The organism is Aeromonas sp. QDB68 (assembly GCF_027707405.1).
Taxonomy (GTDB): Bacteria; Pseudomonadota; Gammaproteobacteria; order Enterobacterales; family Aeromonadaceae; genus Aeromonas; species Aeromonas caviae.
Genome location: NZ_JAPCIQ010000031.1, coordinates 26,493 through 43,397, shown reverse-complemented (window position 1 = coordinate 43,397; position 16,905 = coordinate 26,493). Strand labels below are relative to the sequence as shown.

Sequence of the window (16,905 nt, the reverse complement as noted above, 5' to 3'; positions counted from 1 at the left end):
CAGGGCGGTGAAGATATCAAAGACCCGTTTTCCGGTAAATCGCAATGCGGCTCCGCTTAAGTGAACAGCATTGCGCCATTTGGCGCGCTTTTTCATTGATGTGCAGTGCTAAATTATCTGCTTGCCTGCCTCTCTTTACGCCGGGCCATCATGGATGTGAAGGCGGGTAAATTCAGTGCCGACATGGCATGAATGATTGATGATGCATGTCGGCACATATTATTTCCGAGTCGCATATTCCCGCAGGAAGGATGGAATCACCTGTTTTGGCTTCTTGCCAAGGGTCAGCAGCCATTCAAAATCCGGGTCGATGATGCCATGCCGACACGCCAACTCTTCCAACAAGGCAAGCCAGAGGTGGGCCGTCACCTCGGCATCCGCCAGGGCACGGTGAAACACCCCGTCATTGGGCAGGCTCCGGTATTGCACCAGGGTACCCAGCTTGTGATCCGGGGCATCGGGAAACAGGCGCCTTGATAGCAGCAGGGAACAGGCGAACTGGCCGCGGTATTGCGCCGGCAATCGCTCTATTTCCGCATCCAGAAAGCGCTTGTCGAAGGAGGCGTTGTGGGCGACCAGATTGTCATCACCGATAAAGTCGACGAAATCCGCTATCACCTCGTTACAGGGGGGAGCCTGTTTCAGCATGGCATTGCTGATCCCGGTATATTGCTCGATGAAGCTGCTCACGTTGAAGCCCGGATTCATCAATGCCGAGAAACGCTCACTGATATAACCATCCTTGATTCTGACGGCACCGATCTCGATGGCTCTATCCCCTTGTCCGGGTGAAAGCCCTGTGGTCTCGAAGTCGAGCACGACAACGGTATTGGCTGAGGCGATGGACATAACTTATCGGGCAAGCTGGGTAAAGAGCGCCAGTCTAGGAAATCAGCCGTGCCGTGTACAGGGCAATGCAGTTATCTCATTGGTTCACGCTGGAGACGCATTTTTGTGCATCATGGCTGAGAGCCATATAAAAAGCCCCGAGTGCCGTGGCACTCGGGGCTTTCCTATGAAAAGCGAAAGGCGGTATGTCGCGTTATCAGCGACCCAGCTTGGCCTTGAGCAGGGCAACGATCTCTTTGATCGCCACTTCCTGCTTCTCGCCGGAGCGGCGGCACTTGTACTCCACCACGCCGTTGTCGAGACCACGGTCACCGATGACGATGGCGTGGGGCACACCGATCAGCTCCATGTCGGCGAACATCACCCCCGGGCGCTCCTTGCGGTCGTCAAACAGCACGTCCACACCGGCGGCTTTGAGCTCTGCGTAGAACTGCTGTGCCTGCTCGGCCACGCGCTCGGACTTGTGCATGTTCATCGGCACGATGGCCACTTCGAACGGGGCGATGGCGTCCGGCCAGATGATGCCGTACTGGTCGTTGTTCTGCTCGATGGCGGCAGCCACCAGACGGGAAACCCCGATACCGTAGCAACCCATCTCCATGGTGACGGACTTGCCGCCTTCGTTCAGCACGCTCGCCTTCATCGCTTCGGAGTACTTGGTACCCAGCTGGAAGATGTGGCCCACTTCGATACCGCGCTTGAGCAGCAGCTTGCCCTGGCCGCACGGGCTCGGGTCGCCTTCTACCACGTTGCGCAGGTCGGCAACCTCAAAAGAGGTGATGTCGCGATCCCAGTTGGCACCGGTCAGGTGGAAACCGGTCTCGTTGGCGCCGCAAACAAAATCGCTCAGATGGGCGGCGCTGCGATCGACGATGATGCGACCGGCAAAGCCGACCGGGCCGATGGAGCCTGCATCGCAACCGGCGGCCGCTTTGATCTGCTCGTCATTGGCGAAGGTCAGCGGGTTAGCCACGCCAGAAAGCTTCTCAGCCTTGATTTCGTTCAGCTCGTGGTCGCCACGCAATACCAGGGCGATGACGGCCTGTTTGCCGTGCTCGTCTTCCTCGGCCAGTACCAGCAGAGTCTTGGCGATAGCGGTCGGCGCCACGTTCAGGAAAGCGGCTACTTCATCGATGGTGTGGACGGCCGGGGTGGCCACCTTGGTCAGGGCTTTGGTTGCGGCAGCGCGCTCGCCAGCCGGTGCCAGGGCTTCGGCCATCTCGATGTTGGCGGCGTAATCGGATGTATCGGAGAAGGCGATCAAGTCTTCACCGCTCTCGGCCAGCACCTGGAATTCGTGGGAGCCGGTGCCCCCGATGGAGCCGGTATCGGCCTGCACCGGGCGGAAGTTCAGACCCATGCGAGTGAAGGCGGTGCAGTAGGCCGCGTGCATCTTCTCATAGGTATCGACCAGGGAGGCCTTGTCGATGTGGAAGGAGTAGGCATCCTTCATCAGGAATTCGCGGCCACGCATCACGCCGAAACGGGGGCGCACTTCATCGCGGAACTTGGTCTGGATCTGGTACAGATTCAGCGGCAGTTGCTTGTAGCTGTTCACTTCGTAACGGACCAGCGCGGTGATCACCTCTTCGTGGGTCGGCCCCAGCACGAAGGGGCGGTTGTGACGGTCGGTCAGGCGGCACAGCTCGGGGCCGTAGTCATCCCAGCGGCCGGACTCCTGCCACAGCTCGGCGGGCTGTACCACCGGCATGGACACTTCGACGGCACCCGCATTGTTCATCTCTTCGCGGACGATGTTTTCAATCTTCTTCAGGACCCGCAGGCCGGTCGGCAGCCAGGCGTACATGCCGGAAGCGAGTTTGCGGATCATCCCGGCGCGCAGCATCAGCTGGTGGCTGACAACTTCAGCGTCGGAGGGGGTTTCCTTGAGAGTGGAAAGCAGATATTGGCTGGTACGCATCGCGGTAGACCTTCGCTAGTTCGGGCCGCTTGGCCCTGGAAAATTTCAAGTGCGGAATTTTAACAGGCGAAGCCCCCCGGCCCAAGGGCTAAATTCAGCGGCTCTGGGGGGAGGGCGGGGGCCTTGCCCCTCCCGCACTAGACCCGAAATTGCGACAGCAACTGCTGTTGCTGCTGGCTGGCCTGATGGAGGGAGGAGGCCAGTTGCAGGCACTCCTGGGCTTCCTGTTCGCCCGTCTGGGCCTGCAGGCTGATATCCGAAACCTTGCCCGTGGTGTGCCCCAAGGTGTGGGAGAGCTGGCTGGTCGCCTCTGCCACCTGTTGCACCATGTCGGCGAGCTGATCGATGGCCTCTTCTACCTTGAACAGGATCTGCTTGGTGTTGTCGGAGTCCGCCATACCCGATTCCACGGTTTTCAGGTTGCGTTGCATCATCAGATAGGCCTGCTCTGTCTGCTGCTGGATGCTGTTGATCACGTCCGTTATCTCGGCACTGGAGGTGGCGGTGCGATTGGCCAGGGTGCGCACCTCGTCGGCCACCATGGCAAAACCGCGCCCCATCTCGCCCGCCCGGGCGGCTTCGATGGCGGCATTGAGTGCCAGCAGGTTGGTCTGCTCCGAGATATTGCTGATGGTGGAGATGATCTGGCCAATCTGCCCTGCCTGCTCCTTGAGGGCGTTGATGGCGGTGGCACATTCACCCACCTCCATGACCACCCGCTGCATGCCGGCGGTGGCGGAGGAGACATACTGGCTGCTTTGCGTGGTGAGCTGGCGCACCTCATTGGCGTTGTGTGCCGCCAGGTTGCAGTTGTCCGAGATGGTGGTGGCCACCTGCACCATCTGATCGCTGTCGTGGTGCAGCGCCTGGGCATGCGCTGCGGTCTGGCGGCTGTTCTGGCTGATGGCCTGGACCCGGTTGACCGAGGTGTGCACGTGCTGGTTGATGTGCTGGTTGTTGTCCATGGTGGCGCTGATCATCTTCTGCAGCTTCTCGATGAAGCGATCCACGCTGCCGGCCAGGGAGCCAATCTCGTCGTCGCGTGAGAGGTTGATGCGGGCATTGAGATCTCCCTCCCCGGCGGCGATGTCCTGCATGCGCTTGTCGACCTGGAGTAGCGGACGAACAATGGTGCGTACCAGCCAGAAGCCGCAGCAGGTGACGATCAGCAGGCTGAGCAGCAAGCCCCCCAGGATGAGTCCCCTGGTGTAGTCGATGATGGCGTTGAGCTGGTGAACCTGATCCTCGACGGTGGCGTCCCCCTGGGCCTCGACCTCGACCAGAGCCAGCCTGAGCTGGTCGGCACTGTGTTCGTAACGGGCCAGCTGGTTCTGATAAGCGCTCAGGGCTGTGGTCCATTCACGGATCAGGCGGGCATTGTCGGCTTGCAGGGCACGATACTGGGTGGAGAGCATTTGGCCTGCAAACTCCCCGTCGCCGGGCACATCGAACTGGCCGGTTGCCAGCATGCCGTCAACCGCGTCCTGATAGAAGCGGGTGGCTTGTGCCAGCTCGGCCTGGATGGCAGGAGTGAGGCCTTCGCTCTGCATCTTCTCCAGCGCATAGAGCTGGCGCAGGAATCCGATGTTGGCCTCCATGCCGCCATCGGCCGCCTGCCAGCGGGTCGCGAGGCCGCCGTTCCAGCTGATGGCCTGATCCGGTGAGCGGGTGAGGCTCTCGACGGCCTCGTCACCGATCACCTCCAGCCTGGTCGAGAGGCGTGACATGCGTTCAGAACTGGCACGCAGCGCCTCATCGGCGCTCGTGAAGGTGCGATAGAGAGTCAGCAGCTGTGCCTGCTCTTACTGATAGGTCTGCTCATGCTGCTTCAGCGTGGTGATGGCTGCCGTATCGATGAGCCCGCCTTGCTCCACCCGGCGCAAAGCGTCGCTGGCCGCCTCTTTTGCCCGTTGCAGCTCCGGTGCGTCGAGGGGGATCCCCGAGAGCATCTTCTGGATATAGATCGACTGGTTGCCGAGTTCGATGGAGCCCTCCATGGCACCATCTGCCGTCTGCCAGGCGGCACCCAGGACGTAGGAGAGCAGATCAGCCAGCCGCTGGCTGCCATACCAGCCGATCGCCCCCATGCCCAGGGTGCCGCCGAGCAGAATGGTGAGTCCGAGGTTGGATGTGGTGACGATTTTCATGATTCAAGCCTTACCTGGTGCCGAACAAGACCATTTCAGTGTTCAATCAATGACGAAGATGTGCCATCCCCGATGGAAAATAAAGTGACAGACTGTGTTCTGAACGAGGGAAATGGCCGGGTATGAAGAGCTGGTCATCCCATGATCTGCATGGACCTATGCTGGATACTTATCCAGTTATTCTTTATGCTATGACCTAATTTGCGAGAGTCTGCGTGGCGAGGAAAAGAACATGATCGGTCGCTTGAGAGGCGTCATCATCGAGAAGCAACCCCCCGAGGTGTTGCTGGAAGTCGGAGGGGTGGGATATGAGGTTCATATGCCCATGAGCTGCTTCTATGATCTGCCCGAACTCGGGAAGGAGGCCGTCATTCACACCCACTTCGTGGTGCGTGAAGATGCCCAGCTACTCTACGGCTTCAACCACAAGCAGGAGCGGGCGCTGTTTCGCGAGCTGATCAAGACCAACGGGGTCGGCCCCAAGCTGGCCCTGGCCATTCTCTCCGGCATGACGGCCACCCAGTTTGTGATGAGCGTCGAGCGCGAGGAGATAAGCTCCCTGGTCAAGTTGCCCGGCGTGGGCAAGAAGACCGCCGAGCGCCTGGTGGTGGAGATGAAAGACCGCCTCAAGGGCTGGGTCAGCCACGATCTCTTCTCCCCGGCCGAAATCACCCTGCCCGCGAAAGAGAGCCCGCTGCGCGCCCCGGATGCGAGCGAGGAGGCGGCCAGTGCACTGGTGGCCCTCGGCTACAAGCCGCAGCAGGCCAGCCAGATCGTCAGCAAGGTGGCCGCCGACGGCATGTCGGTAGAGGAGATCATTCGTGAATCCCTGCGCAGCCTGGTGTGAGGTAGACAATGATTGAAGCGGATCGCCTCATCTCGGCCGGTGCCGCCCGTGAGGACGAGATCATCGATCGGGCCATCCGGCCCAGAAAGCTGGCCGATTACACCGGACAGGATCACGTCTGCGATCAGATGGAGATCTTCATCGAGGCCGCCCGCCAGCGCGGGGAGGCCCTCGATCATCTGCTGATCTTCGGGCCTCCCGGCCTTGGCAAGACCACGCTGGCCAACATCGTCGCCAACGAGATGGGGGTCAACATCAAGACCACCTCGGGCCCCGTGCTGGAGAAGGCCGGCGATCTGGCGGCACTCCTCACCAACCTGGAACCGAACGATGTGCTCTTCATCGACGAGATCCACCGTCTCAGCCCGGTGGTGGAGGAGGTGCTCTACCCGGCCATGGAGGACTACCAGCTCGACATCATGATAGGGGAGGGGCCCGCCGCCCGCTCCATCAAGCTCGATCTCCCTCCCTTCACCCTGATCGGTGCCACCACCCGGGCCGGCTCCCTCACAAGCCCCCTGCGGGACCGGTTTGGCATCGTGCAGCGCCTCGAGTTTTACAACGTCAAGGACCTGACCGACATCGTCTCTCGCAGCGCCCGCTGCCTCGGGCTCGACATGACGGAAGACGGCGCTCTCGAGGTAGCCCGTCGCTCCCGGGGGACACCGCGGATTGCTAACCGTTTGTTAAGGCGGGTACGGGATTTTGCCCAGGTGAAGTCTGACGGGCGAATTGACGGACCCATTTCGGCCCGTGCCATGGACATGCTGGACGTGGACAATGAAGGCTTCGACTTCATGGATCGCAAGCTATTGTTGGCCGTCATCGACAAGTTTATGGGGGGGCCAGTCGGGCTCGACAACCTGGCCGCCGCCATCGGTGAGGAGAAGGACACCATAGAAGACGTGCTGGAACCTTATCTGATCCAGCAAGGCTATCTGCAACGTACACCCAGAGGGCGGATCGCAACTCAGAGAGCCTACGCGCACTTTGGCCTGGAACGACCGACAGATCAGTAGACGTTGCGATATGAACCAAAAAGCCGCCCTTGAGGCGGCTTTTTGTTTTGCGGGCAAAAAAAAGCCCACGGCACAGGCGGTGGGCAAAGACAATTCAGGATGGATGTTCACAGACAGTGAGAGCGTCTGCAGACCGGTCGGGAAAAAACAGAGGAGCCGTCGCGAGGCTTCAGAGTCGGTTCATTTGATAGAGTTGAACGAAAGAAAGCTTGTAGTAACGGATGGTCTTGGCAACAAACTTTTTCATCATTAATCCCAACAAACAGGTTCGAAATGTTCATCGAATACGTACCGGGAACCCGGAATGACCGGCCTGTATTCAGAGGTATGCCCTCACTGCGAGGCGCATTGTAGGAGCTCTTTCCGGGTGGGGCAAACAAGAAAATCTATGGGCTTTTGATTAGATAAACTAATGGTTTTGGTGGGGGTGTCAATCCGCATAAACATGTGTTTTTACTGGGTTTAAATTGATTTTTGGATGAGCCTGGCCATTTGTTGAAATAATCGAGATGCGAAGGCTTTATTCCCGGGGTTGTGTATTTGTTTAACAGAATTGAAACTATTTTGGTGAGTCATAAAATTGATTTAAATCAATTATTTACGACTTGTCGTTTTTTGTGATGAAGCTCCCATAATTAATGGGAAAAGCCCTATAAGTTACCTTGAAAAAACATGTATTGAGGGTGGTTTTACATTGATTTCAATCAAATAAAGGTGATATAAAACAGCGATCATTATAGGCGGGAATAGAACCCTGGTTATTGTTTATTAGATGTTAAACATTAGCTTTTTTTGTTCCTGTATATTGCCTTGTTGTTAATGTGGTGGCAGTCGAATCCGGTCAGTCCGCGAGGGGTGACCGACCGTTCGGGGACTTCCAATGGAAGCTTTGTCCTTAAAACTTAAAATAGCCGTGCCAATAATCGGTGAGGAAACATCATGATTGCTGAGCATGTGGTAGACCTATCGCGGTTCCAATTTGCTGCGACGGCCCTTTATCACTTCCTGTTTGTACCCTTGACGCTGGGGATGGCCTTCATCCTGGCGATCATGGAGTCTGTCTATGTGATGACCAACAACACAGTGTACCGGGACATGACCAAGTTCTGGGGCAAGTTGTTCGGTATCAACTTTGCCCTTGGGGTTACCACCGGGCTCACCATGGAGTTTCAGTTCGGTACCAACTGGGCTTACTACTCCCACTATGTCGGCGACATCTTCGGGGCCCCGCTGGCCATCGAAGGCTTGATGGCCTTCTTCCTGGAGTCCACCTTCGTCGGTATGTTCTTCTTCGGTTGGGATCGTCTCAGCAAGCGCCAGCACCTGGCGGCTACCTGGCTGATGGCGCTCGGGACCAACCTCTCCGCACTGTGGATCCTGGTCGCCAACGGCTGGATGCAGAACCCGGTGGGTGCCGAGTTCAACTTCGAATCCATGCGCATGGAGATGGTGAGCTTCGCCGACCTGGTGTTCAACCCGGTTGCACAGGTCAAGTTCGTCCACACCGTGGCGGCAGGCTATACCACGGGCGCCATGTTCGTGCTCGGGATCTCCTCCTATTACCTGCTGAAGAATCGTGATGTGGCGTTCGCTCGTCGCTCCTTCGCCATCGCAGCCGCGTTCGGCATGGCCTCCATCCTCTCCGTGCTGGTGCTGGGTGACGAGTCCGGCTACGAGACCGGGGAAGTGCAGAAGGTGAAACTGGCGGCCATCGAGGCCGAGTGGAACACGGAGCCGGCTCCGGCATCCTTTACCCTGTTCGGGATCCCGAACCAGGAGGAGATGCGCACCGACTACGCTATCAAGATCCCCTATGCCCTCGGCATCATCGCCACCCGTTCCCTCGACGGTCAGGTGACTGGTCTCAAGGATCTCAAGAGCGAGCATGAGCTGCGCGTGCGCAACGGCATGACCGCCTACGACCTGCTGACCAAGCTGCAATCAGGTGACAAGTCCGACGATACCCGCGCCCGCTTCGACGAAGTGAAGCAGGATCTGGGCTACGGTCTGCTGCTCAAGCGTTACACCCCCAACGTGACCGACGCCACCGACGAGCAGATCAAGGCTGCCGTGGATGACTCCATTCCGCAGGTACTGCCGCTGTTCTTCGCCTTCCGCATCATGGTTGCCTGCGGCATCCTGATGCTGGTGCTGATCGGTCTGGCCTTCTATGACAGCACCCGCCACAAGATCGGCGAGCGCAAGTGGCTGCTCAAGGCGCTGCTGTACGGCATTCCGCTGCCCTGGATCGCCATCGAGGCGGGCTGGTTTGTCGCTGAATATGGTCGTCAACCCTGGACCATCGCCGAGATGCTGCCGACTTATGTCTCTGCATCCAACATTCCTGCGTCCGAGATCTGGTTCTCTCTGATCGGGATCTTCCTGTTCTACACAGTACTGCTGATCATCGAGATGTACCTGATGTTCAAGTATGCGCGCCTGGGCCCAAGCAGCCTGAAGACGGGCAAGTACCACTTCGAACAGAGCAAGGCATAAGGAGAGTGACCCATGTTTGATTACGAACTGTTGCGTCTGGTCTGGTGGGTGCTGGTCGGCGTGCTGCTGATCGGGTTTGCCATCACCGACGGTTTCGATATGGGGGTGGGCGCCCTGCTCCCCTTCGTCGGCAAGAAGGATGTGGAGCGTCGTGTGATGCTCAACACCATGGGGCCGCATTGGGAAGGCAACCAGGTCTGGCTGGTGACCGCCGGTGGTGCCCTGTTTGCCGCTTGGCCCATGGTCTATGCGGCGGCCTTCTCCGGCTTCTACATCGCCATGATCCTGACCCTGATGGCGCTGTTCTTCCGTCCGGTCGGCTTCAAGTACCGCTCCTTGCAGGAAGATGCCAAGTGGCGCTCCAACTGGGACTGGGCTCTGTTTGCCGGTAGCGCCATTCCCCCTGTCATCTTCGGGGTGGCGTTCGGCAACCTGCTGCAAGGTGTACCGTTCAGCTTCAACCAGTTCCTGATGATGACCTATCACGGCAACTTCTTCGGTCTGCTCAATCCGTTCGGCCTGCTGGCCGGTCTGGTGAGCCTCTTCATGATCATCACCCAGGGTGCAACCTGGCTGATGATGAAGACCGAAGGTGAAGTGCTGGCGCGCTCTCGCACCGCCGCCATGATCTTCTCCCTGCTGACCCTGGTGCTGTTCGCCCTGGCCGGTGTCTGGGTGAGCGGCATGGATGGTTATGTGATTGTGGGCTCCGTCGCCACCGACGCCGTCACCAACCCCCTTCACAAGGAAGTGGTGGTGCAGGCCGGTGCCTGGATGCAGAACTACAACCTCTATCCCTGGATGATTGCCGCACCCGTGCTGGGTCTGGTGATGTGTCTGCTGACCGCCGTGGCGGCCAAGCTGGACAAGGGGTGGGTGGCGTTCCTGTTCTCCTCCCTGGCCATCGCCGGCATCATCCTGACCGCGGGCTTCTCCATGTTCCCGTTCGTGATGCCCTCGAGCCTCGAGCCGTCCCAGAGCCTGACCATGTGGGATTCCACCGCCTCCTTCAACACCCTCAAGGTGATGACGGTAGTCGCAGTCGTCTTCGTGCCGACCGTGCTGGCTTACACCATCTGGACCTACATCAAGATGTTCGGCCGGGTGAGTAACAAGCACATCGAAGACAACCAACAATCGCTCTACTAAGAAGGTGCCCTGATATGTGGTATTTCACCTGGATCCTGGGGCTGCTGCTGGCCTGTGCGTTTGGGATTATCAATGCGCTCTGGCTGGAGCACACCGAGAACCTGGATCGTCAGATTGATGAAGACAAGTGACAGGCTCGCCCGGCTGGCCGCTCCTCTGGAGCGCCAGCCATGGCAAGGTCTGATGCTGCTGGCGGCGGCCCTGCTGGCTGTCGCCATCTTGCAGGCGCCCAACCTGGTCGCGGCCAATACCAGTGAGCACGGCCTCTGGCTTGCGCCCTGGCTGATGTGGGCGGTCTGTTGCGGTGTCATGCATGGACTGGGGTTTCACCCGCGCAGCCTGGTGGGTCGCATGCTGTTCTTCCCCTGGCTCGCCCTGCCCAGCCTGCTCTGCGGGCTCTGGCTGACCAGCAGCTACTACCTGCCATAAATGATGAAGGAGGTCGGCATCAGCCCACCTCCTTCTTCTTTTTTGAGGGGCGTGCCGCCGCCCGGTCAGAGCGACAGAACCTCGCTTGTCACGCCGCTCGCAGCCACTTCTCTTGTCCGCTTTTCTTGTGATGCTGACAGCCCTGTGGTCTTCGGCCTGTCGGCGCCGCAGCACACCATAAAAAACAGGGAGAGAGGGGATTTCCCTGTCTCCCCCTGCTTCTTTCCTATTCAGCCCTGCGCTATGATAGCCCCCCATCTGACTGTCGAATGGATCACAGATTTTTATGGGGGAAGTCTCTGAGTTTCCGGTGCGTGTCTACTACGAAGACACGGATGCCGGAGGCATCGTCTACAACGCCAATTATCTCAAGTTTATGGAACGGGCCCGCACCGAATTCCTGCGCGCAGGCGGCATCGAACAGGATGTCCTGCTGCAGGCGGGGATCGCGTTTGTGGTGAGTCGCACCGAAATCGACTTCCGCGCGGCGGCCCGCTTCAATGAACTGCTGACCGTAATGACGCAAGTAACTGAAGTGAAACGCGCTTCCATGCGTTTTTCACAGCAGATCCTGGCGGCTGATGGACGGCTGATCACTCAGGCCATGGTACAGATCGCCTGTGTCAGTCATCCGCAAATGAAACCTGTTGCAATACCTGAAAAAATCAAGGGAGTGCTGTTAAGTGCACGCTGAAATTTCGTTTATTGGCCTGTTCTGGCAAGCCAGTCTGTTGGTGAAACTGGTCATGATGACCCTGATGGGCATGTCGGTCGTCTCCTGGGCGCTGATCATCCAGCGCTCCAAGGCCATCAAGGCGGCCAACCTCGCCTCGGAGCAGTTTGAAGACAGATTCTGGTCCGGGGTCGACCTCAATCGTCTCTACCAGGAGTCCTCCTCCCGTCGTGACGACATCGAAGGCATGGAAGACATCTTCTACTCCGGCTTCAAGGAGTATGCTCGCCTGCTCAAGGCCGGTGCCCGCGGTCAGGATGCGGTGATGGACGGTACCTATCGCGCCATGCGCGTTTCCCTGTCCCGTGCAGTGGACGATCTCGAGTCCAACCTGCCGGTCTTGGCGACCATCGGTTCCATCAGCCCCTATATCGGTCTGTTCGGTACCGTCTGGGGGATCATGAACGCCTTTATCGCTCTGGGCCAGGTTCAGCAGGCGACCCTGCAGATGGTGGCACCGGGTATCGCGGAGGCGCTGATCGCCACCGCCATGGGTCTGTTTGCCGCCATCCCGGCCGTTATCTTCTACAACCGCTTCACCAACAAGGTCGAACGGCTGGAAAACGCCTACGCCAACTTCATGGACGAGTTCACCACCATTCTGAACCGCCAAATCGCACAGCAGGGTGAGAAGTAATGCAAACCTATCAGCGGCTCAAACGCAAAAAGGTCGCCGAGATCAACGTGGTGCCCTATATCGACGTCATGCTGGTGCTGCTCATCATCTTCATGGCGGTCACGCCCGTGATCACGCAGGGGGTCAAGGTCGACCTGCCCCAGGCGGAGTCCGAGCAGTTGCCGGAAGACTCCAAGCCGCCTTTCATTGTCAGCGTCAATACCGAGGGTGAGTACGTCATCAAGGCCGGCGAGGCGGATGACGTACCCGTACCGAGCGGCACACCAGAGGCGATGCAGCAGTACATCACCGAGAAGGCCATGGGCTATCTGGCCATCAACCAGAACGCACCCGTGGTGGTCGCCGGTGACAAGTCCGTGCGCTACGAGGAGGTGATCCTGCTGATGGTGGCCCTCAAGAAAGCCGGTGTGCCTCAGGTTGGTCTGATGACGGATCCGGTGAACTGACGGAGATGGATGTGAAGCGTGGTATTTCCGGTTATCTCGTCGCGTCGCTGCTGCTGCATCTGATCATCGGCATCATCCTGCTGGTCGGTGTCGACTTCAGTAAACCCAAGCGCCCCGAGTCCAAGGGACAGATCGTCAATGCGGTCATGATGGACAGCGAAATGCTGGAGCAGCAGATGCAGCAGGTCCAGCAGCAGAAGCAGGCCCAGCCCAAGGCTGCACAGCAGCAGAAGGACAAGGAAGACGCTGAGCGCGTCAAACGCGAGCTGGCACAGGAGCAGGAGCGTCTGCGTATCGCCGAGACCAAGCGCAAGCAGGCCGAAGAGGCGACCCGCAAGGCCGAAGCCGACAAGCAGAAGAAAGAGGCTGAACAGAAGCAGGCGGAAGAGAAGGCCCAGAAAGCTGAGGAAGCCCGCAAGCTGGAAGAGCAGAAGACCAAGAAGGCCGAAGCCGAACGCAAGGCAGCGGAAGAGGCCAAGGCGCTGGCGCTCAAGAAGAAAAAAGAAGAGCTGGAGAAGAAGCAGGCTGAAGAGAAGGCCAAGGCGGAAGAGGCCAAGGCCAAGAAAGCGGAAGCCGAGAAGAAGGCCAAGGCCGAAGCCGAGAAAAAGGCGAAGGCGGAAGCCGAGAAGAAAGCCAAGGCGGAGGCCGAGAAGAAGGCGAAGGAAGAGGCTGACAAGAAGGCAAAAGCTGACGCGGAGAAGAAGGCGAAGGCCGAGGCTGACAGAAAGGCCAAGATTGAGGCGGAGCGCAAGCGCAAGGCGGCCGAAGAGGCCAAGTTGCAAAAAGAGATGGAAGCCATGATGGAGCAGCAGCTGGCCGCCGAGGCCAATGCGCGCAGTCAGGCAGCATCGGCAGCCGCCAAGGGCGAGGTCGACAAGTATGCCGCCCTCATCAAGGCCACGGTCGAGCGCTACATGATTTTGGATCCCACCATGCGGGGCAAAACATGTACTATCGGTGTCAAGTTGGCCAGTAGCGGCTTCGTCATCTCGGTGGACAACGGTCAGGGTGATCCGGCGGTCTGCCGCTCCGGCAAGGCGGCGGTTCTGAAGGCCAACCAGTTGCCGGTGCCGAAGGATCCGGCGGCATTCGAGATGTTGAAGGAGTTTAACCTCAAGTTAGAACCGAGCATCTAAGCGTGATAGAACGGGGTCAATGACCGTGGTTGGCAGCATCTGCTGATAAAGGGATTTCACCTCTCATTTTTTTGGAACAGAGTATTTAAGCCATGATAAGAAAAGTGTTTTTTGCTTTGGTTGGCTGCCTTCTGCTAGGCCAGAGCGCTCAGGCGGCCTTGGACATCGTCATCACCGGCGGTATCGACAGTGCGCGCCCCATCGCCATCGCCCCCTTCAAGTGGGAGGGCAATGGCCAGTTGCCGCAGGATATCGCGGAAGTGGTCTCCAACGACCTGATGCGCAGCGGCAAGTTCAAGCCGCTGGCCCGTGGCCAGATGCCGCAGACGCCGAGCACCAGCGGCGAGATCAACTTCGCGCCCTGGGCTTCCCAGGGGGTCGAAGCCGTGGTGGTCGGCTCCATCGCCGCCGTGGGTGATGGCACCTACAAGATCAACTTCGAGCTGGTCGACGTCCTGAAAGGCCAGCTGGCCAAGACCCAGGGCGGTGAGGCGAACGGTTACATCCTGGACAGCCGCATGGCGACCATCCCGGGTGCCCAGATGCGCCAGTTTGCCCACCGCATCTCCGACATCGTCTACGAGCGTCTGACCGGTGAGCGTGGTGCCTTCCTGACTCGTCTGGCCTATGTCTCCGTGCAGCAGGGCACCCAGTTCCCGTATCAGCTGCGGATCTCCGACTACGACGGCTACAACGAGAAGACTCTACTGCGCTCCCGTGAACCCCTGATGTCCCCGGCCTGGTCGCCGGATGGCAGCAAGCTGGCTTACGTGAGCTTTGAGAACCAGAAGTCCGAGATCTATGTGCAGGACATCTACACCCAGCAGCGCAGTCTGATCACCAGCTTCCGTGGCATCAACGGTGCGCCGGAGTGGTCTCCGGATGGTCGTCGTTTGGCTATTGTTCTGTCCAAAGATGGGCAGCCTGACATCTATGTCGTTGATGTTGCTAGCAAGCAACTCACTCGAGTCACAAATAACCGCACCATCGACACCGAACCCTCCTGGATGCCGGACGGTCAAACTTTGCTGTTCACCTCTGAACGTGGTGGCAAACCCCAGATTTATAGCGTAAATTTGGCGACTGGCATGACTCGCCGGATGACCTGGGAAGGGGATTCCAACCAGGGGGCATCCATCACACCGGACGGCAAGTCCATGGTGATGGTGACCCGGGTTCAGGGACAATATCGCATCGCTCGCCAGGATATGGAAAATGGAGCCATGCTGGTACTGACCCAGAGTGCTCTGGATGAATCGCCAAGTGTGGCTCCCAATGGCAGCATGATCATTTATGCCACCATCTATCAGGGTCGTAAGAGTCTTGCATTGGTGTCGACCGACGGTCGCTTCAAGGCAGTGCTTCCGACCAGTAGCGGTGAAATTCGTGCACCAGCTTGGTCGCCCTTCTTGAATTGATAAAAATCGATTGTTTTTTGTTTTGTTATAAAGGTTTAAGGAAATAGCATGCAACTCAATAAACTGCTCAAGGGTCTGGCCATCGCACTGCCACTGTTCACCCTGGCTGCCTGTAGCTCCTCTTCCGACTCCGACGCCGCTGGCGCCGAGTCCGGCATGACCGACGGCATGGGCGGTGTACAAACCGGCGGCGCCAACGGCATGTTGTCCCCGGAAGAGCAGATGCGTCAGAAGTTCGAAGCGCTGCAACGCGACAACGTGATCTACTTCCCGTACGATGGTTACGACATTCAGGGTCAGTACGCCGACCTGCTGGATGCCCACGCCAGCTACCTGCGTGAACGTCCGAGCGTCAAGGTATTGATCGAAGGCCACGCCGACGAGCGCGGTACGCCGGAATACAACATCGCGCTGGGTGAGCGTCGTGCCAAGGCTGTTGCCAAGTATCTGCAAACCCTGGGTGTGCAGGCCGAGCAGCTCTCCATCGTCAGCTATGGCGAAGAGAAGCCGCTGGATCTGTCCCACACCGAGGAAGCCTTTGCCAAGAACCGCCGTGCGGTCCTGGTTTACTAAGGTTTGAGTCGAACGAAGTTCGTTTATATGCAAGCGGCCATTTCGATGGCCGTTTTATTTGCACTAAACGTCAAGGTTTGATCCGAATGAAATCTGTATCAGCGAGCGACTATGCGCTGGCCGTTTTATTTGCACTAAACGCTAAGGTTTGATCCGAATGAAATCTGTGTACAAGCAAGCTGGCGTTGCGCTGGCCGTGTTGGTTGCTTTGAATGCGCAAGCGGCGGCACCCGTGAGCGATCTGAGCGGGGATTCTGGCAGCAGCGGCGTGGTGCTGAGCGGCAACAATGGTGCCATCGTACCGACCGGCAGCCTGGAAGACCGGGTTGCTCTGCTGGAGCGTACCCTCAATGCCCGTCTGCGTCTGCAGGCCGAACTGCAGCAACAGGTCGACTCCCTGCAAGGGGAGGTCTCCGAGCTGCGTGGTCAGCTGGAACAGCAGACCTACCAGATGGAGCAGTCCCAGGAGCGCCAGCGCCAGCTCTACCAGGAGCTCGACAAGGTGGCCAACAGCCAGCCTGCCGCCGCGCCCGCAACACCTGCTGCAGGTGCTGTAACGCCTCCTGCCGCGGCTGCCAACTACTCCACCAACCAGGATGAGAACCAGGCCTACGACGCGGCCGTGAACATGGTGCTCAAGGAGAAGAACTACGACAAGGCCATTCCTGCCTTCGAAGGGTTCATCAAGCAGTTCCCGAACTCCAGCTATGTTCCCAATGCCCACTACTGGCTTGGCCAGCTGATGTTCAACAAGGGCGACAGGGTGGGGGCCGCGAGCCAGTTCTCCACGGTGGCGAACAAATACAGCAAGTCACCCAAGCGGGCCGATGCCCTGCTGAAACTCGGCATGCTCGCCCAGCTTGACGGCAAAAAAGCAGAGGCCAAGGCCTTCTATGAGCAGGTGATCAAGGGTTACCCCAACACCTCGCCGGCCCAGCTGGCCAAACAGAGTCTGGCCAAGCTGTGACATTGCTGCATGTCACTGTTTTCGTAACACTCTTGTAAAGAACTCTCTGCTTTGTATGCGCAGTGAACAATCAGATTTAATTTAAGATTTTTCTATTGCGCCAGGATGATAAATCCGTAATATAGGCCGCCGTCAGAG

The 16,905-nt window shown here is 58.5% G+C and carries 16 protein-coding genes and 1 pseudogene; 14 read left to right on the top strand and 3 right to left on the bottom strand.

Annotation, left to right across the window (positions count from 1 at the left end; all coding sequences use genetic code 11):
• Positions 1 to 219: 219 nt before the first annotated feature.
• The 3 genes and pseudogenes from PG892_RS11475 to PG892_RS11465 form a co-directional block, all read right to left on the bottom strand.
• Positions 220 to 849, bottom strand: coding sequence for a 3'-5' exonuclease (locus PG892_RS11475; RefSeq protein ID WP_210557397.1), 630 nt, complete (start codon positions 847 to 849; stop codon positions 220 to 222).
• Positions 850 to 1,045: 196 nt separating this feature from the next.
• Positions 1,046 to 2,770 carry a proline--tRNA ligase gene (locus PG892_RS11470; protein ID WP_128296422.1) on the bottom strand — a complete coding sequence of 575 codons (1,725 nt, stop codon included), beginning with the start codon at positions 2,768 to 2,770 and terminating at the stop codon, positions 1,046 to 1,048.
• 137 nt (positions 2,771 to 2,907) lie between these two features.
• Positions 2,908 to 4,917, bottom strand: a pseudogene (locus PG892_RS11465) (methyl-accepting chemotaxis protein).
• Positions 4,918 to 5,149: 232 nt separating this feature from the next.
• Here PG892_RS11465 and ruvA point away from each other — a divergent pair.
• The 14 genes from ruvA to ybgF all read left to right on the top strand — a co-directional run bounded on the left by ruvA (position 5,150) and on the right by ybgF (position 16,767).
• The gene (gene ruvA, locus PG892_RS11460; RefSeq protein ID WP_010672867.1) at positions 5,150 to 5,764 is read left to right on the top strand and encodes a Holliday junction branch migration protein RuvA; all 615 of its coding nucleotides are present in this window, start codon (positions 5,150 to 5,152) and stop codon (positions 5,762 to 5,764) included.
• An 8-nt stretch (positions 5,765 to 5,772) separates the two neighbouring features.
• Complete coding sequence (gene ruvB, locus PG892_RS11455) at positions 5,773 to 6,783, top strand: Holliday junction branch migration DNA helicase RuvB (RefSeq protein WP_201956519.1); 1,011 nt, start codon at positions 5,773 to 5,775, stop codon at positions 6,781 to 6,783.
• Positions 6,784 to 6,793: 10 nt separating this feature from the next.
• Complete coding sequence (locus tag PG892_RS11450; protein ID WP_113979080.1) at positions 6,794 to 7,036, top strand: hypothetical protein; 243 nt, start codon at positions 6,794 to 6,796, stop codon at positions 7,034 to 7,036.
• 686 nt (positions 7,037 to 7,722) lie between these two features.
• Positions 7,723 to 9,279 (top strand): cytochrome ubiquinol oxidase subunit I, encoded by a 1,557-nt coding sequence (locus PG892_RS11445; RefSeq protein WP_010672869.1) that lies wholly within the window; start codon positions 7,723 to 7,725, stop codon positions 9,277 to 9,279.
• Positions 9,280 to 9,291: 12 nt separating this feature from the next.
• Positions 9,292 to 10,428 carry a cytochrome d ubiquinol oxidase subunit II gene (gene cydB, locus PG892_RS11440; RefSeq protein WP_010672870.1) on the top strand — a complete coding sequence of 379 codons (1,137 nt, stop codon included), beginning with the start codon at positions 9,292 to 9,294 and terminating at the stop codon, positions 10,426 to 10,428.
• A gap of 14 nt (positions 10,429 to 10,442) precedes the next feature.
• Positions 10,443 to 10,559 (top strand): cytochrome bd-I oxidase subunit CydX, encoded by a 117-nt coding sequence (cydX, locus tag PG892_RS11435; RefSeq protein ID WP_005331536.1) that lies wholly within the window; start codon positions 10,443 to 10,445, stop codon positions 10,557 to 10,559.
• A complete protein-coding gene (locus tag PG892_RS11430; RefSeq protein WP_223916887.1) occupies positions 10,546 to 10,857 on the top strand; it encodes a cyd operon YbgE family protein in 312 nt (103 codons plus the stop codon). Before cydX ends, PG892_RS11430 begins: the two co-directional genes overlap by 14 nt.
• A 286-nt stretch (positions 10,858 to 11,143) precedes the next feature.
• A complete protein-coding gene (gene ybgC, locus PG892_RS11425; RefSeq protein WP_010672872.1) occupies positions 11,144 to 11,551 on the top strand; it encodes a tol-pal system-associated acyl-CoA thioesterase in 408 nt (135 codons plus the stop codon).
• Entirely contained in the window at positions 11,541 to 12,227 is a 687-nt protein-coding gene (gene tolQ, locus PG892_RS11420) for a protein TolQ (RefSeq protein ID WP_010672873.1), read from the top strand. Before ybgC ends, tolQ begins: the two co-directional genes overlap by 11 nt.
• The gene (gene tolR, locus PG892_RS11415; RefSeq protein ID WP_223916883.1) at positions 12,227 to 12,673 is read left to right on the top strand and encodes a protein TolR; all 447 of its coding nucleotides are present in this window, start codon (positions 12,227 to 12,229) and stop codon (positions 12,671 to 12,673) included. The genes tolQ and tolR overlap by 1 nt, the downstream gene beginning before the upstream one ends.
• Before the next feature lie 5 nt (positions 12,674 to 12,678).
• Complete coding sequence (gene tolA / locus PG892_RS11410; RefSeq protein ID WP_042014603.1) at positions 12,679 to 13,809, top strand: cell envelope integrity protein TolA; 1,131 nt, start codon at positions 12,679 to 12,681, stop codon at positions 13,807 to 13,809.
• 92 nt (positions 13,810 to 13,901) lie between these two features.
• Positions 13,902 to 15,227, top strand: coding sequence for a Tol-Pal system beta propeller repeat protein TolB (gene tolB, locus PG892_RS11405; RefSeq protein WP_010672876.1), 1,326 nt, complete (start codon positions 13,902 to 13,904; stop codon positions 15,225 to 15,227).
• 48 nt (positions 15,228 to 15,275) lie between these two features.
• Positions 15,276 to 15,800, top strand: a complete 525-nt coding sequence (gene pal, locus PG892_RS11400; protein WP_010672877.1) for a peptidoglycan-associated lipoprotein Pal — start codon at positions 15,276 to 15,278, stop codon at positions 15,798 to 15,800.
• 157 nt (positions 15,801 to 15,957) lie between these two features.
• Positions 15,958 to 16,767, top strand: coding sequence for a tol-pal system protein YbgF (gene ybgF / locus PG892_RS11395; protein WP_223916885.1), 810 nt, complete (start codon positions 15,958 to 15,960; stop codon positions 16,765 to 16,767).
• The last annotated feature ends 138 nt before the right edge of the window (positions 16,768 to 16,905 follow it).

Excerpts from the sequence above, each read along its gene's own strand:
- PG892_RS11475 (WP_210557397.1), bottom strand. The coding sequence starts at position 849 with ATGTCCATCGCCTCAGCCAATACCGTTGTCGTGCTCGACTTCGAGACC.
- PG892_RS11470 (WP_128296422.1), bottom strand. The coding sequence starts at position 2,770 with ATGCGTACCAGCCAATATCTGCTTTCCACTCTCAAGGAAACCCCCTCC.
- ruvA (WP_010672867.1), top strand. The coding sequence starts at position 5,150 with ATGATCGGTCGCTTGAGAGGCGTCATCATCGAGAAGCAACCCCCCGAG.
- ruvB (WP_201956519.1), top strand. The coding sequence starts at position 5,773 with ATGATTGAAGCGGATCGCCTCATCTCGGCCGGTGCCGCCCGTGAGGAC.
- PG892_RS11450 (WP_113979080.1), top strand. The coding sequence starts at position 6,794 with ATGAACCAAAAAGCCGCCCTTGAGGCGGCTTTTTGTTTTGCGGGCAAA.
- PG892_RS11445 (WP_010672869.1), top strand. The coding sequence starts at position 7,723 with ATGATTGCTGAGCATGTGGTAGACCTATCGCGGTTCCAATTTGCTGCG.
- cydB (WP_010672870.1), top strand. The coding sequence starts at position 9,292 with ATGTTTGATTACGAACTGTTGCGTCTGGTCTGGTGGGTGCTGGTCGGC.
- cydX (WP_005331536.1), top strand. The coding sequence starts at position 10,443 with ATGTGGTATTTCACCTGGATCCTGGGGCTGCTGCTGGCCTGTGCGTTT.
- PG892_RS11430 (WP_223916887.1), top strand. The coding sequence starts at position 10,546 with ATGAAGACAAGTGACAGGCTCGCCCGGCTGGCCGCTCCTCTGGAGCGC.
- ybgC (WP_010672872.1), top strand. The coding sequence starts at position 11,144 with ATGGGGGAAGTCTCTGAGTTTCCGGTGCGTGTCTACTACGAAGACACG.
- tolR (WP_223916883.1), top strand. The coding sequence starts at position 12,227 with ATGCAAACCTATCAGCGGCTCAAACGCAAAAAGGTCGCCGAGATCAAC.
- tolA (WP_042014603.1), top strand. The coding sequence starts at position 12,679 with ATGGATGTGAAGCGTGGTATTTCCGGTTATCTCGTCGCGTCGCTGCTG.
- tolB (WP_010672876.1), top strand. The coding sequence starts at position 13,902 with ATGATAAGAAAAGTGTTTTTTGCTTTGGTTGGCTGCCTTCTGCTAGGC.
- pal (WP_010672877.1), top strand. The coding sequence starts at position 15,276 with ATGCAACTCAATAAACTGCTCAAGGGTCTGGCCATCGCACTGCCACTG.
- ybgF (WP_223916885.1), top strand. The coding sequence starts at position 15,958 with ATGAAATCTGTGTACAAGCAAGCTGGCGTTGCGCTGGCCGTGTTGGTT.